This is a genomic window from Allokutzneria sp. NRRL B-24872 (genome assembly GCF_002155965.1).
Classification (GTDB): Bacteria; Actinomycetota; Actinomycetes; order Mycobacteriales; family Pseudonocardiaceae; genus Allokutzneria.
The window spans coordinates 100,661-127,463 of the sequence record NZ_MUMH01000006.1 but is presented as its reverse complement, the minus strand read 5'-3'; the positions used below and the strand labels follow the sequence as shown (position 1 = coordinate 127,463).

General features: G+C 69.8%; 25 protein-coding genes and 2 tRNA genes. 9 read left to right on the top strand and 18 right to left on the bottom strand.

Going from position 1 to position 26,803, the window contains the following annotated elements; translation table 11 throughout:
* Nucleotides 1–392: 392 nt before the first annotated feature.
* From CCN37_RS01340 to dnaA, 11 genes are all read right to left on the bottom strand, one after another.
* Nucleotides 393–465: transfer RNA gene (locus CCN37_RS01340), tRNA-Ala, on the bottom strand.
* Nucleotides 466–543: 78 nt separating this feature from the next.
* Nucleotides 544–666: a DLW-39 family protein gene (locus CCN37_RS40665; protein ID WP_210407818.1), complete on the bottom strand. Its 123-nt coding sequence runs from the start codon at nt 664–666 to the stop codon at nt 544–546.
* 60 nt (nt 667–726) lie between these two features.
* A tRNA-Ile gene (locus CCN37_RS01335) sits at nt 727–801 on the bottom strand.
* A 71-nt stretch (nt 802–872) separates the two neighbouring features.
* On the bottom strand, nt 873–1,577 hold the full coding sequence (locus tag CCN37_RS39570; protein WP_246842755.1) for a DUF3566 domain-containing protein: 705 nt from the start codon (nt 1,575–1,577) through the stop codon (nt 873–875).
* Between the two features lie 297 nt (nt 1,578–1,874).
* Nucleotides 1,875–4,481, bottom strand: coding sequence for a DNA gyrase subunit A (gene gyrA / locus CCN37_RS01325; RefSeq protein ID WP_086818740.1), 2,607 nt, complete (start codon nt 4,479–4,481; stop codon nt 1,875–1,877).
* A 49-nt stretch (nt 4,482–4,530) separates the two neighbouring features.
* Nucleotides 4,531–6,489 carry a DNA topoisomerase (ATP-hydrolyzing) subunit B gene (gene gyrB / locus CCN37_RS01320; protein WP_086818739.1) on the bottom strand — a complete coding sequence of 653 codons (1,959 nt, stop codon included), beginning with the start codon at nt 6,487–6,489 and terminating at the stop codon, nt 4,531–4,533.
* A gap of 222 nt (nt 6,490–6,711) precedes the next feature.
* A complete protein-coding gene (locus tag CCN37_RS01315) occupies nt 6,712–7,224 on the bottom strand; it encodes a DUF721 domain-containing protein (RefSeq protein ID WP_086818757.1) in 513 nt (170 codons plus the stop codon).
* Nucleotides 7,225–7,378: 154 nt separating this feature from the next.
* Nucleotides 7,379–8,530 (bottom strand): DNA replication/repair protein RecF, encoded by a 1,152-nt coding sequence (gene recF / locus CCN37_RS01310; protein WP_086818738.1) that lies wholly within the window; start codon nt 8,528–8,530, stop codon nt 7,379–7,381.
* Between the two features lie 12 nt (nt 8,531–8,542).
* Nucleotides 8,543–9,439, bottom strand: coding sequence for a phosphogluconate dehydrogenase (NAD(+)-dependent, decarboxylating) (gene gnd / locus CCN37_RS01305; RefSeq protein ID WP_086818737.1), 897 nt, complete (start codon nt 9,437–9,439; stop codon nt 8,543–8,545).
* A gap of 44 nt (nt 9,440–9,483) precedes the next feature.
* A complete protein-coding gene (gene dnaN, locus CCN37_RS01300; protein WP_086818736.1) occupies nt 9,484–10,617 on the bottom strand; it encodes a DNA polymerase III subunit beta in 1,134 nt (377 codons plus the stop codon).
* A 906-nt stretch (nt 10,618–11,523) separates the two neighbouring features.
* Nucleotides 11,524–13,071 carry a chromosomal replication initiator protein DnaA gene (gene dnaA, locus CCN37_RS01295; protein ID WP_086818735.1) on the bottom strand — a complete coding sequence of 516 codons (1,548 nt, stop codon included), beginning with the start codon at nt 13,069–13,071 and terminating at the stop codon, nt 11,524–11,526.
* Nucleotides 13,072–13,614: 543 nt separating this feature from the next.
* Between dnaA and rpmH the strand changes: the two genes are divergently transcribed.
* From rpmH to CCN37_RS01255, 8 genes are all read left to right on the top strand, one after another.
* Nucleotides 13,615–13,752: a 50S ribosomal protein L34 gene (rpmH, locus tag CCN37_RS01290; RefSeq protein ID WP_010849920.1), complete on the top strand. Its 138-nt coding sequence runs from the start codon at nt 13,615–13,617 to the stop codon at nt 13,750–13,752.
* A gap of 14 nt (nt 13,753–13,766) precedes the next feature.
* A complete protein-coding gene (gene rnpA, locus CCN37_RS01285) occupies nt 13,767–14,174 on the top strand; it encodes a ribonuclease P protein component (RefSeq protein WP_086818734.1) in 408 nt (135 codons plus the stop codon).
* Nucleotides 14,171–14,494 (top strand): membrane protein insertion efficiency factor YidD, encoded by a 324-nt coding sequence (gene yidD, locus CCN37_RS01280; RefSeq protein ID WP_086818733.1) that lies wholly within the window; start codon nt 14,171–14,173, stop codon nt 14,492–14,494. The genes rnpA and yidD overlap by 4 nt, the downstream gene beginning before the upstream one ends.
* A 4-nt stretch (nt 14,495–14,498) precedes the next feature.
* Nucleotides 14,499–15,533: a membrane protein insertase YidC gene (yidC, locus tag CCN37_RS01275; protein ID WP_086818732.1), complete on the top strand. Its 1,035-nt coding sequence runs from the start codon at nt 14,499–14,501 to the stop codon at nt 15,531–15,533.
* 27 nt (nt 15,534–15,560) lie between these two features.
* Nucleotides 15,561–16,103 (top strand): R3H domain-containing nucleic acid-binding protein, encoded by a 543-nt coding sequence (locus tag CCN37_RS01270; RefSeq protein ID WP_246842748.1) that lies wholly within the window; start codon nt 15,561–15,563, stop codon nt 16,101–16,103.
* 416 nt (nt 16,104–16,519) lie between these two features.
* Nucleotides 16,520–17,233, top strand: coding sequence for a 16S rRNA (guanine(527)-N(7))-methyltransferase RsmG (rsmG, locus tag CCN37_RS01265; RefSeq protein WP_086818730.1), 714 nt, complete (start codon nt 16,520–16,522; stop codon nt 17,231–17,233).
* Between the two features lie 98 nt (nt 17,234–17,331).
* The gene (locus CCN37_RS01260) at nt 17,332–18,228 is read left to right on the top strand and encodes a ParA family protein (RefSeq protein WP_086818729.1); all 897 of its coding nucleotides are present in this window, start codon (nt 17,332–17,334) and stop codon (nt 18,226–18,228) included.
* Nucleotides 18,225–19,196, top strand: coding sequence for a ParB/RepB/Spo0J family partition protein (locus tag CCN37_RS01255; protein ID WP_086818728.1), 972 nt, complete (start codon nt 18,225–18,227; stop codon nt 19,194–19,196). The genes CCN37_RS01260 and CCN37_RS01255 overlap by 4 nt, the downstream gene beginning before the upstream one ends.
* An 89-nt stretch (nt 19,197–19,285) precedes the next feature.
* On the opposite strand, the gene CCN37_RS01250 is transcribed toward CCN37_RS01255, so the two are convergent.
* A complete protein-coding gene (locus CCN37_RS01250; protein ID WP_086818727.1) occupies nt 19,286–20,233 on the bottom strand; it encodes a D-alanine--D-alanine ligase in 948 nt (315 codons plus the stop codon).
* Between the two features lie 105 nt (nt 20,234–20,338).
* Nucleotides 20,339–21,682 carry a PLP-dependent aminotransferase family protein gene (locus CCN37_RS01245; protein WP_086818726.1) on the bottom strand — a complete coding sequence of 448 codons (1,344 nt, stop codon included), beginning with the start codon at nt 21,680–21,682 and terminating at the stop codon, nt 20,339–20,341.
* Nucleotides 21,683–21,857: 175 nt separating this feature from the next.
* On the opposite strand from CCN37_RS01245, the gene CCN37_RS01240 reads away from it, so the two are divergent.
* Nucleotides 21,858–22,493 carry a GNAT family N-acetyltransferase gene (locus CCN37_RS01240; RefSeq protein WP_086818725.1) on the top strand — a complete coding sequence of 212 codons (636 nt, stop codon included), beginning with the start codon at nt 21,858–21,860 and terminating at the stop codon, nt 22,491–22,493.
* Nucleotides 22,494–22,573: 80 nt separating this feature from the next.
* On the opposite strand, the gene CCN37_RS01235 is transcribed toward CCN37_RS01240, so the two are convergent.
* The 5 genes from CCN37_RS01235 to sigM all read right to left on the bottom strand — a co-directional run bounded on the left by CCN37_RS01235 (nt 22,574) and on the right by sigM (nt 26,776).
* Nucleotides 22,574–23,722 carry an N-acetylmuramoyl-L-alanine amidase gene (locus CCN37_RS01235; RefSeq protein WP_086818724.1) on the bottom strand — a complete coding sequence of 383 codons (1,149 nt, stop codon included), beginning with the start codon at nt 23,720–23,722 and terminating at the stop codon, nt 22,574–22,576.
* Between the two features lie 195 nt (nt 23,723–23,917).
* The gene (trxA, locus tag CCN37_RS01230; RefSeq protein ID WP_086818723.1) at nt 23,918–24,241 is read right to left on the bottom strand and encodes a thioredoxin; all 324 of its coding nucleotides are present in this window, start codon (nt 24,239–24,241) and stop codon (nt 23,918–23,920) included.
* 30 nt (nt 24,242–24,271) lie between these two features.
* Nucleotides 24,272–25,234, bottom strand: a complete 963-nt coding sequence (trxB, locus tag CCN37_RS01225) for a thioredoxin-disulfide reductase (protein WP_086818722.1) — start codon at nt 25,232–25,234, stop codon at nt 24,272–24,274.
* 103 nt (nt 25,235–25,337) lie between these two features.
* Nucleotides 25,338–26,162, bottom strand: a complete 825-nt coding sequence (locus CCN37_RS01220) for a hypothetical protein (RefSeq protein WP_086818721.1) — start codon at nt 26,160–26,162, stop codon at nt 25,338–25,340.
* A complete protein-coding gene (sigM, locus tag CCN37_RS01215; RefSeq protein WP_086818720.1) occupies nt 26,159–26,776 on the bottom strand; it encodes an RNA polymerase sigma factor SigM in 618 nt (205 codons plus the stop codon). Before sigM ends, CCN37_RS01220 begins: the two co-directional genes overlap by 4 nt.
* Nucleotides 26,777–26,803 lie beyond the last annotated feature (27 nt).

Genomic DNA, 26,803 nt, shown 5'->3' with positions numbered 1-26,803 from the left:
CCCCACCTCCGGCCACCGAGGCGCCTCCACCGGCCCCCCACCACCAGAAGCCGAAGAAGCCGCAGCCGACGATGTTGTTGCGCTGCCAGCGGAAGGTGGCCCTCCGGCACATCCAGCAAGACAGGTCACCAAGACGGCCACACCAACGATCCGCTTCATGGGCCGCAGTCAACCAGAACGTCGAACAACGCTGGCCAAGCCGAACAATCGCGAGCGAAGCGAAGCGGCAGAACGCTGGTCAACACCCAGCAAGCGACGGCGAAGCCGAGCGATCAACGCTGGTTCAGCAGGAGCTCGCACCGTGGGGGGCGTGGGGGGCTCGGCCCCCCAACGAAATGACGGACGACCCGGCGAAGGTGCGTCAGCACCTGAGCAGGGTCGTCCAGAGTACGTGGAGACAAGGGGAATCGAACCCCTAACCCCCGCCTTGCAAAGGCGGTGCTCTGCCAATTGAGCTATGTCCCCGAGCGGACATGTGCCCCGGTGGCCAGAAGGCCACCGGGGCTACAGGTCCTCAACGAGCGGCTGGCGCTCGTCGCGAGATCAGTTCTCGGTCGGCGCGGTGGCCTCGCGCCACAGGTCCGCCTCGGCCTTCGCCGAGCGGTTGCGCTTCACGAAGAACAGCACGGCGCCTGCAACAGCAGCAAGTGCGAGCAACTTCTTCACGTCCGGTCGCCTCCTTAGCGGCGCAATGATCCCGGGTGCCCCCAAGACAGGAACTTGCAGTGGGCCTAGGAGGACTTGAACCTCCGACCTCTTCATTATCAGTGAAGCGCTCTAACCGAGCTGAGCTATAGGCCCTTGCGATGAAACAGACACTACCCGATGCGCTGGCCCCGGCCCAAACCGGGGCCAGCTTCACGGCAAAGTCCCTAGTCACGCTCGGAAAGCGTGACCTCGACGCCGCCGGCGAGCTCGGCGGAGACGTTGTAGACGAACGCGCTGACCGTGGCCATCGCGGTGAACAGGATGATGTTGATGGCGCCCACGATCGCCGAGACGCCGAACACGCGGCCGACGCTGATCAACGGCTCCGCGTTGGCCCCGTCCGCGGTCTGCACCAGGTCCTTGTAGGTGCCGTTGAGCTTGTCCCACACGCTCATCCCGTGCAGCACGCCGTAGAGCACGCCGACGGCGACCATCCACACGAAGAACAGCGCGACGGACAGCACCAGGGCCAGCTTCAGCACCGACCAGGGGTCGATCCTCTTGACCTGGAGGCTGGCCCGGCGCGGGCCCCGTCCGGTGCGGCGGGCGCTCGGCGCCGCTGCCGTCGCGGCCGAAGCGGCCGCCGTGGCCGCAGCGGGACGACCACCCGCTGTGGGGAAGGTCACCGTGGTGCGGCCGCCGACCGACTCGTCGCTCAGCCCGGCGAACATCGGCTGCTCGGTGTGCTGGGTGGGCTCGTCCTGGAACTCCTCGGCGAAGTCCCTCGGCTGCTCCGGCGGGCGGCCGAGCCCGCCGGGCGGCTGCTGCGCCGTCGGTGGCGGCGGGGCCGTGCCCTGTCCGGACACGGTGACCCGCTGCCACGGCGGTGGGGCCGAACCGAGCGCGATGTGCTCGGTCTTGGCGTCGATCTGGGGACCGCCACCATCGCCCTTGGCGGGCTTGACCACCTTCTGGGTGGCCTCGCCGGAGCCGTTGCCCTCAGCCCGTGCGGTCTCCTGCGGAGCCTGCGTCGCGCCCTCGCCCGCCTCGGCCTGCTCGCCGCGCTCGACGGGTTCAGCGCCCCCGTCCGTCCCGGGACTGGTGGTCAGCGACGTCCGGTCGTCGGACTTCCCTGCCTGGTCATCGGTTCGGTCGGGGTTCTGGGGTGAAGTCATCACGGTCCTTTGCCGATGGTGCGGTCCATCCAGCTAGACGCGTACGGCCGCCTAGTTGTTGCCTTCCTCGGTGTGATCGCTCACGTCGGTGTCGGCGACGACCTCCTCCGCTGCGGGCTCGGTCACCTCGTCCACCACGTCGCCGATCACGGCTTCGACTCCGGGACCGTCTGCGGCCTCGGTGCCGGGCTCGGGTTCATTGTCATCAGCATTGCGCGCCACCGCGACCAGAGTGGTCTTCTCGCCCAGGTTCATCAGGCGCACCCCCTTGGTCTGCCTGCCCGCCTTGCGGACCTCGGCCGCGCTCGTGCGGATGACCCCGCCGCTGGAGGTGATCGCGTAGAGCTCGTCGTCGACGTCAACGATCAACGCACCGACCAGCCTGCCACGCCTGCGGTCGTGCTGGATGGTCAGCACGCCCTTGCCGCCGCGTCCCTGGATCGGGTAGTCCCCGAGCGGAGTCCGCTTGGCGTAGCCGCCGTCGGTGGCCACGAGCACGAACTTGTCGTCGGCCACGACGCCCATCGCGAGCAGTTCGTCGCCCTCGTTGAACCGCATGCCGAGCACGCCGGAGGTCGCCCTGCCCATCGGGCGCAGCGCCTCGTCGCTGGCGTGGAAGCGGATGGACTGGCCGTCCGCGGAGACCAGGAGCAGGTCGTCGTCGGAGGAGCACAGCACCGCGCCGACGAGCTCGTCGCCCTCGCGCAGGTTGATGCCGATGAGACCGCCGCTGCGGTTGGAGTCGAAGTCCGACAGCTTGGACTTCTTGACGAGGCCGCCCTTCGTGGCGAGCACGAGGTACGGCGCGGCGTTGTAGTCCTTGATGTGGATGACCTGGGCGATGTGCTCGTCCGGCTGGAAGGCGAGCAGGTTCGCCACGTGCTGGCCGCGGGCCGTGCGGTTGGCCTCCGGCAGCTCGTAGGCCTTCGCGCGGTAGACCCGGCCCTGGTTGGTGAAGAACAGGATCCAGTCGTGGGTGGAGCACACGAAGAAGTGCGCCACGATGTCGTCCTGCTTGAGCTGCGCGCCCTGCACACCCTTGCCGCCGCGCTTCTGCGAGCGGTAGAGGTCGGTCTTGGTGCGCTTGGCGTAGCCGGTCCTGGTGATCGTGGTGACCACGTCCTCGACCGCGATCAGGTCCTCCATCGACATGTCGCCGTCGAAGGGGATGATCTTGGTGCGGCGGTCGTCGCCGTGCTTGTCCACGATGGCCATCAGCTCGTCGCGGACGATGGTGCGCTGCCGCTCCGGCTTCTCCAGGATGTCCTTGAGGTCGGCGATCTCGACCTCGATCTCGGCCAGCTGGTCGACGATCTTCTGCCGCTCCAGCGCGGCGAGGCGGCGCAGCTGCATCTCCAGGATCGCGTTCGCCTGGACCTCGTCGACGCCGAGCAGGTCGATCAGGCCGGAGCGCGCGGTGTCCGGGGTGTCCGAGCGGCGGATCAGCGCGATGACCTCGTCGAGCATGTCCAGCGCCTTGACCAGGCCGCGCCAGATGTGCGCACGCTCCTCGGCCTTGCGCAGGCGGTACTTGGTCCGCCGGACGATGACCTCGACCTGGTGCTTCACGTAGTGCCGGATCATCTGGTCCAGCCGCAGCGTGCGCGGCACGCCGTCGACCAGGGCCAGCATGTTGACGCCGAAGGAGTACTGGAGCTGGGTGTGCTTGTAGAGGTTGTTCAGCACCACCTTGGCGACGGCGTCGCGCTTGATGGTGATGACGATCCGCATGCCCTTGCGGCTGTTGGACTCGTCGGCGATGTTGGCGATGCCGGTGAGCTTGCCGTCGCGCACCAGGTTGGCGATGTTCTCGACCAGGTTGTCCGGGTTGACCTGGTACGGCAGCTCGGTGACGACCAGGATCGTGCGGCCCTTGGCGTCCTCGTCGATGTCGACGACGGAGCGCATGCGCACCGAACCGCGGCCAGTGCGGTAGGCGTCCTCGATGCCCTGCGTGCCCAGGATCTGCGCGGAGGTCGGGAAGTCCGGCCCCTTGATCCGCATCATCATCGCCGCGAGCGTCTCGTCCTCGCCGGCGTCCCAGTTCTCCAGCGCCCAGACCACGCCGGAGGCGACCTCGCGGAGGTTGTGCGGCGGGATGTTGGTCGCCATGCCGACCGCGATGCCCGCCGAACCGTTGATCAGCAGGTTCGGGATGCGGGCCGGGAGGACGTCGGGTTCCTGGGTGCGGCCGTCGTAGTTCGGCCGGAAGTCGACGGTGTCCTCGTCGATGTCGGCCAGCAGGTGCATGGCCAGCGGCGCGAGCCGGGACTCGGTGTAGCGCATCGCGGCGGCGGGGTCGTTGCCCGAGGAGCCGAAGTTGCCCTGGCCGTCGACGAGCGGGTAGCGCAGCGACCACGGCTGGGCCATCCGCACGAGGGTGTCGTAGATCGAGGAGTCACCGTGCGGGTGGTAGTTGCCCATGACGTCGCCGACGACGCGGGAGCACTTGTTGTAGCCGCGGTCCGGGCGGAAGCCGGAGTCGAACATCGAGTAGAGCACGCGGCGGTGCACCGGCTTGAGACCGTCCCGCACGTCCGGCAGGGCTCGACCCACGATGACGCTCATCGCGTAGTCGATGTAGGAGTTCTGCATCTCCTGCTGGATGTCGCGCGGTTCTGTGCGGTCGTGCTGCGGCGGAAGCGTCGTGTCCGTCATTGCAGTCCTTCTCGTGCTTCAGCGGGCCGGGAGGGTGGGAGAGCGCCGGTCAGACGTCGAGGAAGCGGACGCCCTTGGCGTTGCGGGTGATGAAGGACCGCCGCGCCTCGACGTCCTCCCCCATCAGCACGCTGAACAGCTCGTCGGCCGTCGCGGCGTCGTCCATGGTCACCTGGAGCAGAACGCGCTGCGCCGGGTCCATGGTCGTCTCCCACAGCTCGTCGGCGTTCATCTCGCCGAGACCCTTGTAGCGCTGGATGTTGTCGTCCTTGCCGAGCTTCTTGCCCGCGGCGAGGCCCTGTTCGATCAGCCCGTCGCGCTCGCGGTCGGAGTAGGCGAACTCCGGCTCGGTGCGCAGCCACTTGATCTTGTAGAGCGGCGGCTGCGCGAGGTACACGTGGCCGTGCTCGATCAGCGGGCGCATGAAGCGGAACAGCAGCGTCAGCAGGAGCGTGCGGATGTGCTGGCCGTCGACGTCGGCGTCGGCCATCAGCACGATCTTGTGGTACCGCAGCTTCTCGAGGTCGAACTCCTCGTGGATGCCGGTGCCGAGCGCGGTGATCATGCTCTGCACCTCGTTGTTCTTCAGCACGCGGTCGATGCGCGCCTTCTCAACGTTGATGATCTTGCCGCGGATCGGCAGGATCGCCTGGTACATCGAGTCCCGGCCCTCCTTGGCCGAGCCGCCTGCCGAGTCGCCCTCGACGACGTAGATCTCGCACTCCGCCGGGTTGGTCGAGCGGCAGTCCTTGAGCTTGCCGGGCAGGCCGCCGATGTCCAGCGCGCCCTTGCGCCGCACCAGTTCGCGGGCCTTGCGCGCGGCCATCCGGGCCTGCGAGGAGGAGATCGCCTTGGTGATGATCGTCTTCGCGTCGGCGGGGTTGCGGTCCATCCAGTCGGCGAGGTGCTCGTTGCACGCCTTCTGCACGAAGGACTTCGCCTCGGTGTTGCCGAGCTTGGTCTTGGTCTGCCCCTCGAACTGGGGCTCCTTGAGCTTCACCGAGATGATCGCGGCGAGGCCCTCGCGGACGTCGTCGCCGGAGAGGTTGGTGTCCTTCTCCTTGAGGAACTTCTTGTCGCGCGCGTACTCGTTGATGACGCGGGTCAACGCGGCGCGGAAGCCCTCCTCGTGGGTACCGCCCTCGTGCGTGTTGATCGTGTTCGCGAAGGTGTAGACCGACTCGGAGTAGCCGGTGTTCCACTGCATCGCGATCTCGACCTCGAGGGTGTCGCCCTTGGCCTCGAAGCCGATGACGCTCTTGTGGATCTCGTCGCGGGTGGCGTTGATGTGCCGGACGAAGTCCTCGAGGCCGCCCGGGTAGTGGAAGGTGCGCTCGCGGACCTGGCCGGTCTCGGCGTCCTCCTCGCCCTCGGCCACCCGCTCGTCGCGCAGCACGATGGTCAGGCCCTTGTTGAGGAAGGCCATCTCCTGGACGCGCCTGGCGATCGTCTCGATGTTGTAGACGGTCGTCTCGAAGATCTCGTCGTCGGCCCAGTAGGTGATCGAGGTCCCGGTGCGATCGGTGTCCTCTTCCTTGCGCAGCTCGTGCGCGGGCTTGGACTTCTCGTAGCGCTGGCGGTACACCGAGCCGTTCTGGTGGATCTCCACGTTCACGGCGGTGGACAGCGCGTTCACCACGGAGATGCCGACACCGTGCAGACCGCCGGAGACCGCGTAGCTCTCGCCGTCGAACTTGCCGCCCGCGTGCAGCTTGGTCATCACGACCTCGACGGCGGGCTTGCCCTCCCCCGGCATGATGCCGGTGGGGATGCCGCGGCCGTCGTCGATGACCCGGACGCCGCCGTCGGCGAGCAGGGTCACCTCGACCTTGGTCGCGTAACCGGCCATCGCCTCGTCGACGGAGTTGTCGACGACCTCCCAGATGAGGTGGTGCAGTCCGCGCTCACCGGTCGAGCCGATGTACATGCCGGGGCGCTTGCGGACGGCTTCCAGACCTTCGAGGACTGTGATCGATGACTCGTTGTACGCGTTCTTGTTGTCAGCCACGGGCCTGGTGTCTCCTCGCAGACAAGGTGCACACGATGTTGGCCGGAGCTACCTCGCAGGAGAGCTGGCCCCAACCTTCTCAATACTACCGGTCGGCACCGACAGAACAGGCACTAGGACACCCCTGAGAACGTCACAGGGCGATTCGCGCGAACTTCACCAAGTCCAGAGTGCTGCGACACGGGTTCGACACGCCTGCGGCGCTCTCCTTGGCGGCTCATTTCAACCGTACGTGTCGCGCGGGCCCCGCCCGGGTACATGACGCGGACCGTACCTCCAGCTCGGTGCGGCCGGTCCCTGGACCTTCAACCTGCGCACGACGTCTTTTCCGACCCCTGCGGCGATCTTGGTGAGCAGTTGCCGCTGGAGCAACCTCAACTGTGTCGCCCAAGCGGTCGAACTGGCCTGGACGGTCAGCTCGCCGTCCTGGAGCGTGACCGGTTTGGCGTGCTCAGCGACCTCGTCGCCGACCAGCGCGGCCCAGCGGCTGAACACGTGCCCCCCGGCGAGCTGGCCCTGCCAACCCCGGTCGGCCATGATCCGCGAGGCCAGCCTGCCCAGCGGCTGCGGGTCGCGGTCGTCCGCCCCCGGCCCGGACCAGCGGCGGCGCTTGCGCGACACGCTCGACCTGCCGGCGCTCGACGAGCCCTTCGCCCTGCCCTTGGTCACGCCCCGGGCCTTCGCCTCGGCCTTCGCGGCCTCCAGCGCGGCCCTGGCGAGGTCCGACCCTCGCAGTGCGTGCTCGGCGCCGGTCTTGTCACCACTCGACCGGGTGGAACTGTCCGGGCTCTTCCCTGGCTCAGACGCCGTCCCACCTCGACGCGTGACGGAGTTGTCCACACTGTCCACAGGGTTATCCCCAGATGTGCGACGGTGGCCCCGCTGCTCATCAGACACGGTGGATCTCTCCTTCCCGCACGTCGTAGCGGACCGCCTCCAGCTCGGCAGGCACGTCCTCGGCGACCGCGGCGGTCACCAGCACCTGCTCGGCCGCTGCCGCGACGGCGGCCAGGCGCTGCCGCCGACGCCGGTCCAGCTCGGCGAACACGTCGTCGAGCACGAGCACCGGCTCGACCCCGTCCCCGCGCAGCACCTCGTAGGCGCCCAGGCGCAGGGCCAGCGCGAACGACCACGACTCGCCGTGACTGGCGTAGCCCTTGGCGGGCGCCTCACCGAGGATCAGCTCGATGTCGTCGCGGTGCGGTCCGACCAGGCAGACCCCGCGGTCCAGCTCCTGCGAGCGGACCTTGGCCATCGACTCCAGCAGCAGGGTCTCCAGCTGCTCGGCGTCGGCCCTCGGCCCGCCCGGCACACCGTAGCCCTCGGGCAGGTCATCGCCCAGGGTGCTGCGGTAGCGGATGTGCGCAGGTCGTGACTCCGGTGCCACCCCGGCGTAGGCAGCCGCGACCAGCGGTTCCAGGTCAGCGACCAGGTTCAGCCGGTAGGCCAGCAGCTGGGCGCCGTGCCGGGCGAGGTGCCCGTCCCAGACCTCCAGCGTGCCGATGTCGCCGCCCCGACCGGCCCGCCGCGCGGCGCCCGAGGTCTTCAGCAGCGCGCCGCGTTGCTTGAGCACGCGCTCGTAGTCCGAGCGCAGCCCGGCCAACCGCGGGGTGCGCGCCACCAGCAGGTCGTCGGCGAAGCGCCTGCGCTCACCGGGATCGCCCCGCACGAGCGCCAGGTCCTCCGGCGCGAACAGCACCGTGCGGAGGATTCCCAGCACATCGCGCGGTTTCCCCGCGGGCGCGCGGTTGATCCGGGCGCGATTGGCCTTGCCCGGAGTGATCTCCAGCTCGACCAGCAGCTCCCGGCCGCTGTGCACGACGGCCGTCCGGACGACGGCGCGCGGAGCGCCCATCCGGACGAGCGGGGCGTCGGTGGCCACCCGGTGCGAGGACAGGGTGGCCACGTAGCCGATCGCCTCGACCAGGTTGGTCTTGCCCTGGCCGTTCGCCCCGATCAGAACGCTGGGGCCTGGTTCGAGGGGCACGTCGGCGTGCGCCCAGGAGCGAAAGTCGGTGACCTGGAGGTGTCTGACGTACACGCGGGTCGGCTGTCAGCTTCCGGCCTTGTGCACGGCGTGGCCGCCGAACTGGTTGCGGAGCGCGGCGACGGCGCGCATCGCGGGCGAGTCCTCCTGGCGGGAGGCGAACCGCGCGAACAGCGCCGCCGAGATCACCGGGGCGGGCACCGCGAGGTTGATCGCCTCCTCGATGGTCCACCTGCCCTCGCCGGAGTCCTCGACGTAGCCGCGCAGGTCGTCCAGCTCCGGGTCGGAGTCCAGCGCCCGCACCAGCAGGTCGAGCAGCCAGGACCGCACGACAGTCCCGCGCTGCCACGCCTTGATCACCGAGGGCACGTCGGTGACCACCTTCGAGGCGTCCAGCAGCTCGAAACCCTCGGCGTAGGCCTGCATCAGGCCGTACTCGATGCCGTTGTGCACCATCTTCGAGAAGTGGCCCGCGCCGACCGCGCCCGCGTGCGCGAAGCCCTCCTCGCGCGGGCCGGCCGGGCGCAGCGAGTCGAAGATCGGCATCGCACGGTCCACAAAGGACTTCTCGCCGCCGACCATCAGGCCGTAGCCGTTCTCCAGACCCCACACGCCACCGGACACACCGCAGTCGATGTAGCCGATTCCCTTGTCCGCCAGGAACTTCGCGTGCTCCTGGTCATCGGTGAAGCGGGAGTTGCCGCCCTCGATCACCAGATCGCCCTCGCTGAGCAGCTCGCCGAGCTCCTCAACGGTCTCCCTGGTCGGGCCGCCCGCCGGGACCATGATCCAGACGGTGCGCGGACCGTCCAGCTTCGACACCAGGTCGGCGAGCGATGCGGCGTCGCTGACGTCCGGGTTGCGGTCGAAACCGACCACGTCGTGCCCGGCGCGGCGCAGCCGCTCGCGCATGTTGAAGCCCATCTTGCCGAGACCGACGAGTCCGAGCTGCACCGATGCCATCCTTTTCGAACGGGGCTGGAAGCGTTGTGGGGTAAGGGTGTCCGTCAGTCCGGCAGCCGAACCGGCATCAGCAGGTACACGTAGCCGGGCAGCACGTCGCCCTCGTCGCCGACCGGCTTGACCAGCGCGGGGCGCTTGGAGCTGGTGAACTCCAGCTGGGCGCGGTCGGTGTGCAGCGCGCCGAGGCCGTCCAGCAGGTAGGCCGGGTTGAACGCGATGGTCAGCGGCTCACCGGTGAACTCGACGGCGAGCTCCTCCTCCGCGCTGCCCTCGTCGTCGCCGCCCGCGGTCAGCTTCAGGCCCGCCTCGCTGAACTCCAGCCGCACCTGGGTGCCGCGCTCGGCGACCAGCGAGACGCGCTTGATCGCCTCGACCAGCTTGGCGACCTCGATGACCGCGGCGGCGCTGTGCTCGCTGGGCAGCAGCTGGCGGTACTTCGGGAACTCCGCGTCCAGCAGCCGGGTGGTGGTGCGGCGGCCGGAGCCCGCCAGACCGAGCAGGCCGTCGGTCGAGCCGAGCGACAGCTCGATCTTGTTGCCGGAACCGCCGAGGGTCTTGGCCGCGTCGGCCATGGTGCGCGCGGGCACCAGCACCGCGGTCTCCACCGAGCCCGACGGCTCCCACTCGAACTCGCGCATGGCGAGGCGGAAGCGGTCGGTGGCGACGAGGGTGAGCTTGGAGTCGGCGATCTCCAGGCGGACGCCGGTCAGCATCGGCAGGGTGTCGTCCTTGCCTGCGGCGACCGCGACCTGGCTGACGGCACCGGCGAATACCTCGGCCTGGAGCAACCCGGCCAGCTGCGGCATGTTCGGCAGCGACGGGTAGTCCTCGACCGGCATGGTCGGCAGGCTGAACTTCGAGCTGCCGCAGGTGATGCTCACGCGGCTGCCGTCGACGGCGATCTCGACGGGCTGGTTCGGCAGCGACTTGGTGATGTCGGCGAGCAGGCGCCCGGACACCAGGGTCTTGCCACCGGTCGCGACCATCGCCGGGACGCCGACCTGGGCGGAGACCTCGTAGTCGAAGCCGGAGATGGTCAGGGTCTCGCTGGAGTCCTCACCCGAGCCCGCGTCCAGCAGCACACCGCCGAGGACCGGAACCGGCGGCCGCGAGGGCAGGCTGCGAGCGACCCAGGCGACGGCGTCGGCAAGGCCGTCGCGCTCGACGCGGATCTTCATGGGGCTTCCTTTCGGGTTCGGCACGCACCGCCGACGCGGCGACGAGGCAACCACGCGATTTTCGCGCACCGGACCGACAACGACGCTCCACACCGCCAATAAACCTTGGGTGGCGAGCGAGCGGCCGACGCCGGCTGAGGACCGGCGAGTGACCGGCGGCTGGTGTGCGGTGGCACCACGGTAGAGCGTCGATGCCCGACGCGTCATCTCGGCCTGGACGCCCTGGAGCCCCTCGGCGGACGAGCCATCCCCAGATCCCCAGCCCCCTGCTTTTTCTTTGTTCTTCAACTTCAAGGGAAAACCAACAGCAGTAATAGGGGCTGTGGATTGTGTGGACAGACGGCGTCCGCGCAGGTCCGAGCTGGTTCTCCAGTGTGGATGGTCGGTGGACTTCTCCGGTGGATAACTCGGGTCGGGTGTGGATGGATCTTCGGTCCACACCCTCGATCCCCAGTTGTCCCCAGTTGTCCACAGAACGCTCCCCAGATGTGGGTGGGGTTGCCCCCAGGTTCCCCACAGCCCGCACGTGGTCCGGATCTCCCTGGATGGGGGACAAAATCGGCGACTTTTCTGGGGGCGCGAGCCCGTCCGGCGACCCACAGGGCCAATAAAAAACGCCGTCCCTGACGGTGGGACGGCTGTTGCCGAGGCGCGTCGGCGGGGGTTTCTCCGGGTGTGGGTTACGGGACGGGGGTGCGAGTCGGCCCGGCTTCAACCGCCAGGGGACAGGGGATCACACCCCCGCGAAACGCCGGAAGGCCGGTCTCGACCATGCCCGCCCGCGCGCTCCCCACCCTGAATAAAGGAGGAGCGCCGAGCGCGAGGACGAGCTGGGGCGACCCCGGCACGCGAGCGCGCGTCAGCGGGCCCGTGCGAGCCGTGCGGGGGTGAGGCCGAGCGCCGGGATCAGCCCTTGGCGCGCATCTTGATGCGGGAGGTCAGCTCCTGCACCTGGTCGTAGGTGCGGCGGCGCTCCGCCATCTCCTTGCGGATCTTCTTGTCCGCGTGCATGACCGTCGTGTGGTCGCGGCCGCCGAAGGTCTGGCCGATCTTCGGCAGCGACAGGTCGGTCAGCTCGCGGCACAGGTACATGGCGATCTGCCTGGCACCGGCCAGCGCCTTCGTCTTGCCGGGGCCGCAGAGGTCGTCGATGGTCAGCGTGAAGAACTCCGCGGTGACCGCCATGATCGTCGGCGCGGTGATCTCCGGGGCGTGCGAGTCGGGGATCAGGTCGCGCAGCACGATCTCGGCGAGCTGGGTGTCCACCTGCTGCCGGTTGAGCGAGGCGAAGGCCGTCACCCGGATCAGCGCGCCCTCCAGCTCGCGGATGTTGCGCTCGACCCGCGCGGCGATGAACTCCAGCACCTCGGCGGGCACGTTCAGCCGGTCCTGGGCTGCCTTCTTGCGGAGGATCGCGATCCGCGTCTCCAGCTCGGGCGGTTGGACGTCGGTGATCAGACCCCACTCGAAGCGCGTGCGCAGCCGGTCCTCCAGCGTCTCCAGCCGCTTGGGCGGGCGGTCGGAGGAGACCACGATCTGCTTGTTCGCGTTGTGCAGCGTGTTGAAGGTGTGGAAGAACTCCTCCTGCGTTCCCTCCTTGCCCTCCAGGAACTGGATGTCGTCGACGAGCAGGATGTCGACGTCCCGGTAGCGGCGCTGGAAGGCGACCTTGCGGTCGTCTCGCAGGGAGTTGATGAAGTCGTTGGTGAACTCCTCGGTCGACACGTAGCGCACGCGCATCCCGGGGAACAGCCGCTGCGCGTAGTGCCCGACGGCGTGCAGCAGGTGGGTCTTGCCCAGCCCGGACTCCCCCCAGACGAAGAGGGGGTTGTAGGCGCGCGCCGGTGCCTCGGCGACCGCGACCGCCGCCGCGTGGGCGAAGCGGTTGGAGGCGCCAATGACGAAGGTGTCGAAGGTGTACTTCTCGTTGAGCTTCGTCTGCGAGGTCGGCGGTCCGTGCCGGGGCATGGTGAACGGCTGACCCGCCAGCCCGCCCTCGGGGGCCTGGCCGTTGAAGGTCGGCCAGATCTCGTTGACCGTGGCCAGCGCCTCGCGCTCCTCGTCGACCTCTTCCTCGCCGTCGTCGGTGATGACCGGCAGCGGGCGGGTGATCTCGGAGGCGGTCTCCGGCGGAACGGCCAGGCCGGGGCCCGCGACGATGCCGGGCGGCGGGCTGACCACGGCCGCGCTCGGCTGGGCGGTGTCCACCTTCACGGCGAGCGAGACGGTCCCGCCGAGGTGGCGGGACAGCGCCGCGGTGATCGGTCCGCGCAGACTGCGCTCGATGGCGTCCTTGGCGAAGTCGCTCGGGGCGGCGAGCAGGGCGGTGCCGTCAAGCAGGCCGATCGGCCTGGTGATCTGCATCCACGCGCGCTGCTGCCTGGTCAGGGTGCCTGCTGACAGCTCCTGGACGACCCGGTCCCAGATGAGAGCCAGATCGTGGTTGTCGGACACTGCTGCGCTCCCCTCCCCTCAACTCGCACGCGACCCGTCGGGCCGGCGGGAGACACCCGCCTGCCCGTACCCGAGTCGCGACCGCTGAGTCGGTGAGGATATGGGCGTCCACAGGATTATCCACAACTGTGCATGAAGGTACGGCGGGCTGCCCCGCTGCCTCGAACGACCCCCGCCGACCGGCGATGTCGACCACCTGTGCAGGGTGTCCAGCGAACTCCGCGGAGCTTCCAGCCCCGAGCGCGGACAGGCACGCTAGCAACGGCGGCCCCGAGGAACAAGCTCGCGCCCGCGATCGGCCGCGTGGAAGTCAACCGACCGTGTGCAGTCCGTAGCCCGGTGGTGGTCGAAGGCCCCGGATTTGATGTGCGGATGCCCGGTGCGTACCCTCGAACGGTCTCCCGCCCGCAGCGGGAGCGTTGCGCTGCGCCCGTCATGCGACTCCCCCGGAGTCGACGACGTCGCGGGGCAGCACCTTCCTTACCTCGGTAGGCGTGGGACGACCATCGACCTGCCAGTAATGAGCAACCGGGAGATCCGTCCGTGAGCAAGCGCACCTTCCAGCCCAACAACCGTCGTCGCGCCAAGACCCACGGGTTCCGGCTGCGCATGCGCACCCGCGCCGGCCGCGCCATCCTGGCCGCTCGCCGTCGCAAGGGACGCGCTGAGCTGTCGGCCTGACCGCCGCCTTCGCCGTGCTCCCCGCTGTCTCTCGGCTCAGGCGTCGCCAGGACTTCGGTCTGGTGATGCGCCGGGGACGGCGCAGTGGACGTTCCCGGCTCGTGGTGCACGCTCTGCTGCCCGAGCGGGAGGAAGGCATGGCCGAAGCGGTTGACGCGACGCAGCCCACTCCAGACGGGGTCCTCCCGTCGCGAGTGGGCTTTGTCGTGAGCAAGGCGGTCGGCAACTCCGTCGTGCGGCACCGCGTCAGCCGTCGGCTCCGGCACCTGCTGGGGCCCCGGCTGGCCGAGCTGCCCACCGGCTCCCAGCTCGTCGTCCGCGCGCTCGCGCCCGCGGCCGACGCGACGAGCACCGAGCTCGCGGCCGACCTCGACGCCGCGCTGCGCAAGCTCCGCCGTCCCGCGCGGGGACCGTCGTCATGACCGAGCGGCAGCCACCCGAGTCCGAGCCGGGCCGACCCGGTCTCGCCGGGCGCGTGCTCCTGCTCCCCATCCGCGGCTACCGCAGATGGATCTCCCCCCTGCTCCCCCCGTCCTGTCGCTTCTACCCAAGCTGCAGCACCTACGCCGTCGAGGCGATCACCGTGCACGGCGCGCTCCGCGGCTGCTGGCTCGCCGCGCGCCGACTGCTCCGCTGCGGCCCCTGGCACCCTGGAGGCATGGACCCCGTTCCACCGCGCCGAGGGTCACGTGGCGAGTCCACTGACCAGGAGCGGGTTCACCACATCCCCGCCGAGGAGTAGCTTCGTGCTGGATTTCATCAACTACCCGGTGTCAGGCATCATGTGGGTCTGGCACAAGGTCTTCGGGACGCTGTTCGGAGCCGCCAGCGGCATCTCCTGGGCGCTGTCCATCATGTTCCTGGTCTTCACCCTGCGGGCCATCCTCTTCAAGCCGTTCGTCAAGTACGTGCGCTCCATGAAGCAGATGCAGGAGTTCGCTCCGCAGATGCAGAAGCTGCGGGAGAAGTACGGCAACGACCGGCAGCGCATGGCCGCGGAGATGCAGAAGCTCCAGTCCGAGCACGGCTTCAACCCGCTCGGCGGCTGCCTGCCGATGCTGGTGCAGATCCCGGTGTTCTTCGGTCTGACCAACGTGCTCCAGGGCTTCAAGGCCGGGGCTGAGCAGAACTTCTTCTTCGGCGCCGAGGACGTGAAGTCCTACCTGGCCGCCAAGCTGTTCGGCGCGAACTTCTCGTCCTCGCTGACCGCGACCGCCGAGACGCTGGCCCACTACGGCACCGACCGCAACGTCCAGATCTTCGTGACGATCCCGATCATGATCGTGGCGAGCGCGCTGACGCACCTCACCTCGCGGCACTCGGTCGCCCGGCAGAACCCCGCCGCGGCCAACCAGCAGACCGCGATCATGAACAAGCTGGCGCTCTACGTCTTCCCGGCCGGCGTGCTCGTCGCCGGTCTCTTCCTGCCCATGGGCATGCTGCTCTACTGGCTGAGCAACAACCTCTGGACGCTGATGCAGCAGTACGTCGTGTACCACCGCATCGACCGCGAGGAAGAGCAGAAGAAGCAGGACGCGATCTCCAAGCGGCAGAACCTCGCGCCGAAGCCGGGCCAGAAGCCGGCCCGCAAGCGCCCCGCCGCGGACACCACGGCGACCTCGCCTGCCGAGGACCCCACCAAGGCCGAGAAGCCGGCCGACAAGCCCGCCGCGAACGGCTCTGCTCCCCAGGACGACTCCGCCCGCCCCAAGTCGGGCACCGTCCCCGGGATCATCGACGACCGGTCTCGCGGCAAGAAGCAGAATCGCAAGCGCCGCTGAGGCGGCTGCCAGTTGAGAGGAGAAACCGTGTCGGAGACCTTGCAGGCCGAGGATGCGGACGTGCGGACCGACGCAGCCGGTTCAGCCGCCGAGGCCGAGGGCGGCGAATCGCTGCTCGTGCGTGAGGGCGACGTCGCCGGGGACTACCTGGAGCGGTTGCTCGACCTGCTCGACTACGACGGGGACATCGACCTCGACGTCGAGGCCGGGCGCGCGATCGTGAGCATCGACGGCGGTGAGGACCTGGAGAAGCTGGTCGGTCGCCGCGGTGAGGGGCTGGAGTCCCTCCAGGAACTGACCCGCCTCGCGGTGCAGCAGGCGACCGGCGTCCGCAGCCGCCTGATGCTCGACGTCGCGGGCTGGCGGGCCAAGCGCCGGGAGGAGCTCAGCGAGCTGGGCCGCTCCACCGCGGAGAAGGTCCTGGAGACCGAGAAGTCCATCCGCATGCGGCCGATGACCCCGTTCGAGCGCAAGGTCGTGCACGACGCGGTCGCCACCGTCAGCGGCGTGCACAGCGAGAGCGAGGGCGAGGAGCCCAACCGTCGGGTCGTGGTGTTCCGCACCTCCTGACGCAGCACTCCCCGAAGGGCCCCGTGGTCGACGACCGCGGGGCCCTTTCGCGTGCCGGGCTGCCCCGGACGAAGGAACTGCCGAACGAATCTCCGCACAAGCGCCCCCTCAGCTTGACCGCCTCACCCGCTGCGGAGGACCCTTGTTTTGGGGGAACCCGCACCGGGCGAAAGCCACCCTCGCTGCGCATCGCGTAACGAGGTTCACCTCGCCCGCCATCCGCTTCCCTTCTCGCTTCGGACCCGTGATGCTTGGCCGGTGGCGCGATCGCCGCGCCCGTTGGCGCGTGAGCGGCGAGCCGGAGCGGATGGCCCCGGGCGAACCCTCGATACTCGTTTCACGTGAAACACGGCGGCGCGGGCCGCGATGCCAAGCGCCCGTGTTTCACGTGAAACGCAACCGCGAGCTGGAGAGAGATGAACGAAACCGAACAGCGTCCGTCCGTGCCGACCCCCACAGGCCCACCGCCCGGAGCGGAGCAGGTGTTCGGGTCTCGCCTGGAGCTCGCGGTGCGGTTCCACGACATGCTGGCGCAGCGCGGGGTCGAGCTGGGGCTCATCGGTCCCCGCGAGGTCGACCGGCTGTGGGACCGGCACCTGATGAACTCGGCGGTGATCAGCGACCTCTTCCCCGAGGGCGCGCGGGTGATCGACGTCGGCTCCGGTGCCGGGCTCCCGGGCATCCCGCTGGCGATCGCCCGGCCGGACCTGCGCCTGACGCTGCTGGAGCCGATGGCTCGCCGAGTGGGGTGGCTGGAGGACGTGGCGGACGAGCTGGGGCTGTCCTCAGTGACGGTCGTGCGGGGTCGCGCCGAGGAGAAGTCGGTGCGGACGAACCACGGCGGAGCCGATGTGGTGACGGCGCGCGCGGTGGCGCCGCTGGCCAAGCTCGCGGCGTGGTGCCTGCCGCTGGCGCGCGCTGGTGGCCAGCTGATCGCGCTCAAGGGCGCCAGCGCGGCGGAGGAGATCGAGCGCGACGCCCGCGAGGTGAAGGCGGCCGGTGGCGGCGCCGCCGAGCTCGTGACGCGGGGCGAAGGCGTCTTGGAGGTGCCGACCACGGTGGTGCTCGTGCCGCGGGTCGAGGTCGACCGCGGCCGGGACTCCCGGCGGCGCAGGAGGAAGGACCGGTGAGGCGTGAGTCGCAGAACGGAGCGCGAGATGTTCCACGTGAAACAGCGGGTTCGAGCGGGGCGCACAGCGCGCCGAATGCCGGAGAGGGGCAGCACGCGGTGACGACCTCCGACCAGTTCTCCGGGTGGACCCCGATCGCCGAGGAGGCCGCGCGGGCCACCAAGGTGCTCCACCCCGACGCGAACCAACTCCCCCAGCCCGCCCGGCGCCGGATCATGACCGTCGCGAACCAGAAGGGCGGGGTCGGCAAGACCACGAGCACGGTCAACCTCGCGGCGGCACTGGCCATACACGGCCTGAAGGTCCTCGTGATCGACCTCGATCCGCAGGGCAACGCCAGCACCGCGCTGGGCGTCGAGCACCGCTCCGGCACCCCCTCGATCTACGAGGTGCTGATCGGCGAGATCTCGGTGTCCGACGCGGCGGCGGTCAGCAGCCAGTCCGACAACCTGTACTGCGTCCCGGCCACGATCGACCTGGCCGGCGCGGAGATCGAACTGGTCTCCATGCCCAACCGTGAGGGGCGGCTCAAGGAAGCCCTCTCCCCCGAGGCGCTGGACGAGCTCCGCCCGGACTACGTCTTCATCGACTGCCCGCCCTCGCTCGGCCTGCTCACGGTGAACGCGCTCGTGGCGGCCCGCGAGGTGCTCATCCCGATCCAGTGCGAGTACTACGCGCTGGAAGGGCTCGGTCAGCTGCTCCGCAACATCGAGCTGGTCCAAGCGCACCTGAACCCCACGCTGGACGTCTCCACGATCCTGCTCACGATGTACGACGGCCGCACCAAGCTCGCCGACCAGGTCACCACCGAGGTCCGGTCGCACTTCGGGGACCACGTCCTGAAGACGGTCATCCCCAGAAGTGTGAAGGTCTCGGAGGCGCCGGGCTTCGGACAGACCGTGCTCGCTTACGATCCGGGTTCCCGTGGAGCGATGAGCTATCTCGACGCCGGGCGCGAGCTGGCCATCCGGGGCACGCAGATGGAGCGGACATGAGCGAACGGAAAGGCGGCCTCGGACGGGGCCTCGCCGCCCTGATCCCCCAGGGCCCGCCTGGCGGTGCTCCGGCGGCCAGCTCGGGCGGCCTCGCCGTTGCCAACCGCGAGGGCGGCAAGGCCGAAGAGGTCAGCGGAAAGGTCGCGGGCGCGGTCTACCGCGAGGTGCCGATCTCGGAGATCAAGACCAACGCGAAGCAGCCGCGCCAGGTCTTCGACGACGAGGCGCTCGCCGAGCTGGAGCACTCGATCCGCGAGTTCGGCCTCATGCAGCCGATCGTCGTGCGCGAGCTGTCCCGCAACTCCTACGAGCTCGTCATGGGCGAGCGGCGCCTGCGGGCGTCCAAGCTGGCCGGGCTGACCAAGATCCCGGCCATCGTCCGGCAGACCGCCGACGACGCGATGCTCCGGGACGCGCTGCTGGAGAACATCCACCGCGTCCAGCTGAACCCGCTCGAAGAGGCGGCGGCCTACCAGCAGCTGCTGGAGGAGTTCGAGGTCACGCACGAGGAGCTGGCCTCGCGGATCGGGCGCAGCCGCCCGGTCATCACCAACATGATCCGCCTGCTGAAGCTCCCCCTCCCCGTGCAGCGGCGAGTGGCGGCCGGGGTGCTCTCCGCCGGTCACGCCCGTGCCCTGCTCGGGCTGGAGGACTCCGGCGGTCAGGAGGAGCTGGCGGCGCGCATCGTCGCCGAGGGCATGTCGGTGCGGGCCACCGAGGAGGCGGTCACCCTCGCGAAGAGCGAGCTGCCCGCCAAGCCCAAGCCCGCTCCCCGCAAGCCGATGCACGCGCCCGGTCTCCAGGATCTGGCGGAGCGGCTCTCCGACAGTTTCGAGACCCGGGTCAAGGTCGAGCTCGGCAAGCGGAAGGGCCGGATCGTCGTCGAGTTCGGCTCGGTGGACGACCTGGAGCGCATCGTCGCGATGATGCAGCCGAACGGGACAAATCGGACGCAAAACGGGGCCTAGGCGGCACACTGGGTCGTTTTGTCACGGTGACGAAACCGAAAAAGGGGCCTCCGGACGCGATGAGCGTCCAGGGGCCCCTTCGGCGTTCGTCAGCCGCGAGCGACGGCCTTCTCGACGAGTCCGGCGAAGACCTCGCCGAGCGAGCGGCCCGCCGCCTCGACCGCCATCGGCAGCAGCGAGGTCTCGGTCAGTCCGGGAGAGACGTTCACTTCCAGGAAGTGGACCGTGCCGTCCGCCGCCACGATCGCGTCCGTCCGCGACACGTCGCGCAGACCGAGCAGCCGGTGCGCGGCGACGGCCAGCTCCCCCACCGCCTTCGCCTCGGACTCGGACAGCCGCGCCGGAGCGTGGTAGTGGGTGAGCCCGGCGGTGTAGCGCGCGGAGTAGTCGTAGAGACCGCTCTCCGGAACGATCTCCACGGCGGGGAGGGCCTCAGGTCCCTCCGGCCCGTCCACGACCGTCACGGCGACCTCGACGCCCTCGATGTAGCGCTCGGCCATCACGGTGTCGCCGTAGGCCAGGCAGCCGACCATCGCGGCGGGCAGCTCCGCGGCCTCGCGCACCACCCGGGCGCCGAGGGCCGACCCGCCCTGGTCCGGCTTGAGGATCAACGGCAGCCCGAGCCGGTCGACCAGCGAGTCGAGCACGGCCTGGGCGCCGAGCACGCGGAAGGTGCTGTGCGGCAGCACCACCCACTCCGGCGTCGCCAGCCCGGAGCGCGCCAGCTCCGCCTTGGCGGTCGGCTTGTCCCAGGCCCTGCGGCAGGACTTCGAGTCGGTCCCGACGAACGGAACGCCCGCCATCTCCAGCACGGACTGCACCGCGCCGTTCTCGCCCTCCCCGCCGTGCAGCGCGACCACCACCGCATCGGGCCGAGAGCCCCGCAGACGGCTCAGCAGCGTCCCGTCGGCGTCCCACTCCTCGACGACGAGCCCGGTGCCGCGCAGGGCCGCTGAGAGCCTCCGTCCCGACCGCAGCGAGACCTCGCGCTCGTGCGAGAGGCCGCCGGACAACACGGCGATCCAGCGATCCGACACCCGTACTCCTCGATCTGACATGTCAGTGGACAAGCCTGTGGACAACTCCACCCCAAACTGGGGACAACTGCCCGCAGGCGGTGGGCAGCTGTGGACAACTCCGCGTCAGGCGGTGTCCGGCGACGGCGAGTGCGGGCCGCTGACCTGGCGCGTTGTCACCGTACCGAAGGTGCGCAGCAGTTCCAGTTCGCCTTCGAGCACCGTCGCCAGCCGCCGCACGCCCTCCCGGATGCGCTCCGGCGTCGGGTAGCAGAAGGACAACCGCATCTGCCTGGTCCCGAAACCGTCGCCGTAGAACGCCGTGCCCGGCACGTAGGCCACGCGCTGGGTGACCGCCCTCGGCAGCATGGCCTTGGTGTCGATCCCCTCCGGCACGGTCAGCCACACGTAGAAGCCGCCGTCCGGCTTCGTCCAGGTGCAGCCGGCGGGCAGGTGCTGCTCGAGCGCGGAGAGCATCGCGTCCCGCCGCTCGCGGTAGGCCTGCTGGTAGACCTTGATCTGGCCCTTCCAGTCGTGCTTGGTCAGGTACGCCGAGACCACGGCCTGGGTGATCGTCGGCGGGCACAGCGTCGCGGACTCCGCGGCCAGCACCAGCTTCTCCCGCACCGCGTGCGGGGCGAGCGCCCAGCCGACCCGCAGGCCCGGCGCGAAGGTCTTGGAGAACGAGCCGAGGTACACCACGTTGTCCGGCTCGCTGGCGCGCAGCGCGGGGTAGGTCTGGCCGTCGAAGCCGAGCAACCCGTACGGGTTGTCCTCGATGATCAGCACGTTGTGCTCGGCGCAGATCCGCAGGATCTCCGGGCGGCGCTCGACGGAGAGCGTCACACCGCCGGGGTTGTGGAAGTTCGGGATCGTGTAGAGGAACTTCACCCGCCTGCCGCTGGCCCGCACGGCGTCGAGCGCGGCGCTGAGCGCGGACGGGATCAGGCCGTCGTCGTCGACCTCGACGTGCACGACCTCGGCCTGGTAGGCGGTGAAGGTGCCCAGCGCGCCGACGTAGGACGGGGCCTCGGCGAGCACCACGTCGCCCGGGTCGCAGAAGATCCTGGTCACCATGTCCAGCGCGCTCTGCGAGCCGACGGTCACCACCACGTCGTCCGGGTGCGCCGAGATGCCCTCCAGCGCCATGACCTCGCAGATCTGCTCGCGCAGGCGCGGGATGCCCTGGGCGGAGCCGTACTGGAGGGCCTGCTGCCCCTCGGTGGCGATCAGCTCGGCCACGTCGGTGGCCAGCGCGTCCATCGGCAGCGCGGCCAGGTACGGCATGCCACCGGCCAGCGAGACCACCTCCGGGCGGCTGGCGACGGCGAACAGCGCGCGGATCTCGGAGGCCGTCATCCCGGCGGTCCTGGCCGCGTAGCGCTGAACGTGCGGGTCGAGGCTGCGACCCGCAGCTGCCACAACCGAGGGGTTGCTTTGCTGATCAGGTCCCTGTCCCGGTAGGTTCATGCGGCGCTCCCTGGGGCCGTGCACACCGACAACGTCGGCCTTAGTCTAGAAAGACGCCGGTCGGGGCGGCCCCACCGTGCTGGTTATGTCACTTTCGGCCGTGGGCTCGGCGCGCCTATGCTGGTAAGCGTTCTCGTCGGAGAAGGCGAGTGACGTCCTTCTGCGGGGAGGTCAGGTGTCGCGACGCGTCGACAGCGTCACGCTGGACAACCTGGACCACCTGCCTCGGCACTGCCGGGGCTGTGTGTTCTGGGAGCTGGCCCCGCACATCAAGGAGCAGGCCGAGGAGTTCGGCCAGACCGAGCTCGAGAAGGAAGCCTGGGTCTCCAGCGTCCTGCTGGAGTGGGGTTCCTGCGGCCGGATCGCCTACAGCGACAACGTGCCCGCCGGGTTCGTCCTCTACGCGCCGCCGAACGCGGTCCCGCGCGCGGCCGCCTTCCCCACCGCCCCGGTCAGCCCGGACGCGGTCATGCTCACCTCGCTGAAGGTGCTGCCGGAGTTCGAGGGCACCGGGCTCGGGCGGATGCTCGTGCAGGCCGTCGCCAAGGACCTCACCCGTCGCGGTGTGAAGGCGATCGAGGCGTTCGGCCGCGCTCAGGAGAAGGACGTCGACACCTGCGTCATCCCGGCCGCGTTCCTGGTCAGCGTCGGGTTCAAGACCGTGCGCGAGCACCCGCGCTGGCCGAGGCTGCGCCTGGAGCTGCGCACCGGCCTGACCTGGAAGGAAGACGTCGAGGCCGCGTTGGAGCGGCTGCTCGGCGAGGTCAGCATCACCAGCACCGCGACGATCGGCGAGTCCAGCCTGCGCTGAGGCTCCCCCTCACGTGAAGAAGCCCCCGGCCACGAGGTCGGGGGCTTCTTCGTGCTGTCAGGTGCTCTGCTGTCAGGGGCTCAGTCGGCCTTGGCCAGCTCGTACTGGAGCAGGTCCTTGAAGGTGAACGTGCCGGTCGGCTGGTCGTTCTCCCCGAGCAGGTAGAGCCGCTTCACGGCCACCAGGATGCCCTCGGCCACGATGTCGCGGAAGGCGGGGTCGAGCAGCCTGCGGCGGTCGTTCTCGTTGGTCAGGTAGCCCACCTCGACGCGCACCGCCGGGCAGCGGGTCAGCCGCAGCGTCTCCCAGGTCTTGGGGTGGGTGTCGCAGTCGAGCATGCCGGTGCGCGCGGTGATCTCGCGCTGGATGAAACCGGCCAGCGCCTCCCCCACCGTGGACGACGTGGTGCCCTGACCGGTGCCGAAGTGGTAGGTGGAGACGCCCTCGGCCAGCGGCGAGCGGTTGGCGTCGGTGTGCAGCGACAGGAACAGGTCCGCGCCCGCCTTGTTGGCGAACTGGGCGCGGTCGGCCTCGGCCGGGCACACCTGCTCGCCACGGGAGAGCAGCGCCTCCATGCCGGTGGCGACCATGCGGCCCTCGAGCCTGCGCGCGAGGTCCCAGACCAGGTCGGCCTCGGAGACTCCGGCGACGAACACGCCGCGGTCCTGGCCGCCGTGGCCCGGGTCGATGACGATGCGCTTGCCGCGCAGCCTGGGGCCGGAGTTGCGGAGGTTCTCCTGCTCGCGCAGGAACACCTGGCGGCCTCCGCGGGCGCGCGGGGACAGCTGGCGCAGCGCGCGCAGCGTGCCCGGCCCGCACATGCCGTCGACGACCAGGCCGTAGTCGCGCTGGAAGTTGCGCAGCGCGTGCTCGGTCTGGCTGCCGAAGACGCCGTCGGCGCGGCCGGCGTTGTAGCCCAGCTCCAGCATCCGCTCCTGCAGCGCGTACACGTCGTCGCCGCACATCGGGTTGGACACCAGGTAGGCCAGGTTGCGGTCGCCGAGGCGCCAGCGGGCGTCGCAGAGACCGCGGTAGGTGGCGGGGCCGACGATCCCGTCGGTGATCAGCCCGCGCTGCTGCTGGAAGGTGCGCACCGCGTGCTCGACGGCGCCGTCGAAGACGTCCGAGGGGCCGGAACCGTTCGCGGGGGGCAGGAGCTTCAGCGTGACGAGGGTGGCTCGGATCTCGGCAACGGCAGGACCGTCGTCACCGCGGCGGAGCAGCAGCATGCACCCCTCGCTCAGTATTCAGGCGCCGAAAGTCGCGGCGCGGATCGTGAAAGTCATATTGTGCCCTGCTTCCCGGCGCGGCCTTCTTCGGGCTACGGGGAGTGGCCGGACGCCCACGACGCGCGAACCCCGGCCCACCCAACTAAGACGGATCTGGGTGGGCCGGGGTTGCACGGCGGCTGTCAGCTCACGACCTCAGATGTGGTCGGCGATCTCCTTGAGCAGCGCGGCCTTCGGCTTGGCGCCGACGATCTTCTGCACCGGCTGGCCGTCCTTGAACAGGATCAGCGTCGGCACGGACATGATCTGGTAGTCCCGCGCGATGCCCGCGTTGGCGTCGATGTCCAGCTTGGCGATGGTCAGGTGCTCGGACTTCTCCGCGGCGATCTCCTCCAGCACGGGGGCGACCATCTTGCACGGCCCGCACCAGGTCGCCCAGAAGTCCACCAGCACCGGCTTGCTGCTCTTGAGGACCTCGTCGGCGAAGGTCGCTTCGGTGACGGTCACGGTGTTGGCCATGGTGTTCTCTCCTGTGTTGTCGCTGGTGGGTCAGTTGGCGGCCGCGGAGACGGCTTCCTCGGCGGGAGCGTGCTCGGCGAGCCAGCGCTCGGCGTCGATGGCGGCGGAGCAGCCGGAACCGGCCGCCGTGATCGCCTGGCGGTAGGTGTGGTCGACGAGGTCGCCGCAGGCGAAGACGCCGTCGATCTTGGTGGCGGTGCTCGGGTGCCGCACGTCGACGTAGCCGTCGGAGTCGGTGTCCACCTGGTCGCGGACCAGCTCACTGCGCGGGTCGTGCCCGATCGCCACGAACAGGCCGGTCACCGGCAGCAGGGACTCCGCGCCGGTCACCGTGTCGGTGACGCGGACGCCGGTGACGCTGCTCTCGCCGAGCACCTCGGTCACGGCGGCGTTGGTCAGCCACTTGATCTTCTCGTTGGCCCGCGCGCGCTCCAGCATGATCCGCGAGGACCGGAACTCGTCGCGGCGGTGGATGATCGTCACGGACTTGGCGAAGCGGGTGAGGAAGGTGGCCTCCTCCATCGCGGAGTCACCACCGCCGACGACCGCGATGTCCTGGTCCCTGAAGAAGAACCCGTCGCAGGTCGCGCACGCCGACACACCGTGCCCGAGCAGCGCCTGCTCCCCGGGGACGTGCAGGTAGCGGGCTGCGGCGCCCATCGCGAGGACCACCGCGCGGGCCTGGTAGCGGACGCCGTTGGCCAGAACGGTCTTGACCTCACCGGTCAGGTCCATCTCCTCGACGTCCTCGGCGCGCAGCTCGGCACCGAAGCGCTCGGCCTGGGCGCGCATCTGCTCCATCAGGTCCGGGCCCATGATGCCGTCGCGGAAGCCGGGGTAGTTCTCCACCTCGGTGGTGGTCATCAGCGCGCCGCCGAACTGGCTGCCCTCGAACACCAGCGGGTCCAGCTGGGCGCGCGCCGCGTACACCGCCGCGGTGTACCCGGCCGGGCCGGAACCCACGATGATCAGGTTTCGGACGTCTGCACTCACCTAGGGCCTCCGCGTCTTGCTCATCTCCCGGTACTCGGGCTCAACGCGATCCTAGGTGGGGCTGTTCCCGCCGCCGTTCACGTCACAGTGAACGGCGACAGGACTAGCGCCCGACGGTCTTCTCGGCGATCTTGTCCGGCGTGCTCGTCGAGCAGTTCGGGCCGACGACGAGCAGCCGCTGCCTGCCGACGGTGACCGGGTCACCGAGGATCAGCAGCACGCCCTGCTTGCCGTCCAGCACCACCTGGCGAGCGCCGAGCAGCGCCGTGGTGGCCGGGAAGCCGTTGGCCTGCATGCACGCCGTGAGCCTGGCCTTGTCGCTGAGCGGGCCGAGGTCGTTGTTGCCGGCGACCCCGGGCGGGATCGAGCTGAGGTCGGAGTCCTTGAGCGTCATGGGCCCGTCCCCTGGCCCAGGTGCGGAAGAACTCGAACCGGCGCCCGGTTGCGCCTGCGGGGTTCCGACGGTGGTGCCACCGGGGATGGTCATCATCGCGATCCCGAAGACGGCCGCGGCCGCCGCGAGCACCCCGCCACCCCAGCCCAGCTGTTTCCTGCGCCTGCGCCGCGCGAGGTCGAGCGAGACCACGTTGCCCTGTGGGTTGCCCTGGGGCGCCTGTTCTACCACCTCCGATGCGGCGGGAACCTGGAGGCCGACGTTCGCCATGGCGGTGCGGACCTCGTTCTGGATCGCCGCCTCGATGCGGGCGGAGACCGCTGGCGGCATGGTCAGCGGAGGCAGCGCCGCGAGGTCCGCGGTCGTCGCGTCCAGCGCGGCGAGCACCGCGCGGGCCTCCGGGTCCTGCGCCACCCTGTGCCGCAGATCGGCCGCGACGTCACCGTCGAGCACACCCGCGTGCAGGTCAGCGAGGAGGTCAACGGACCACGGCGGTCCATCGGGCGTCCGTGAACGCCCCTCGTTGCCGGTCATCTTCCCTCCCCGTGGCGCCGCGCCTGCCTGGCTCGACCATCAAGTGGGACGCCCTCACCCGCGTCGGGGTTCCGCAGATGCCCCAGCACTTTGGCCAGTTTCCCCCGGCCCCGGGCGCAGCGGCTCTTCACCGTGCCCTCGGCGATGCCCAGGATCTTCGCCGTCTCGGCGACGGAGTAACCCTCGACGTCCACGAGCACGATGGCCGACCGCTGTTCGGCGGGCAGCTCCGCGAGCGCGGACTGCACGGCGAGCGAGGTCTCCCGGTCGGCCATGGCGTCCCGGCTGACCGCGGGCTCGCCGGGGCCCGCCTCCGGCAACGGCACGGTCGGTCTGGCCTGGCGGCGGCGGATGCGGTCGAGGCAGGCGTTCACGACGATCCGGTGGAGCCAGGTGGTCACCTGGGACTCGGCGCGGAAGGAGCCGGCGGCGCGGAAGGCGGAGATGAACGCCTCTTGGAGCGCGTCGGCCGCCTCTTCCGGATCGCGGAGGGTGCGCAGGGCAACCGCCCACAACCGATCCCGATGCCTGCGCACCAACTCGGTGAAAGCGTGTGGATCACCCGCGGCGTGTGCCGCGATGAGAGCACCGTCCGTACTGGCAGCGGCTGTCACGCCGCGAGGATAACGTTCCACGTGAAA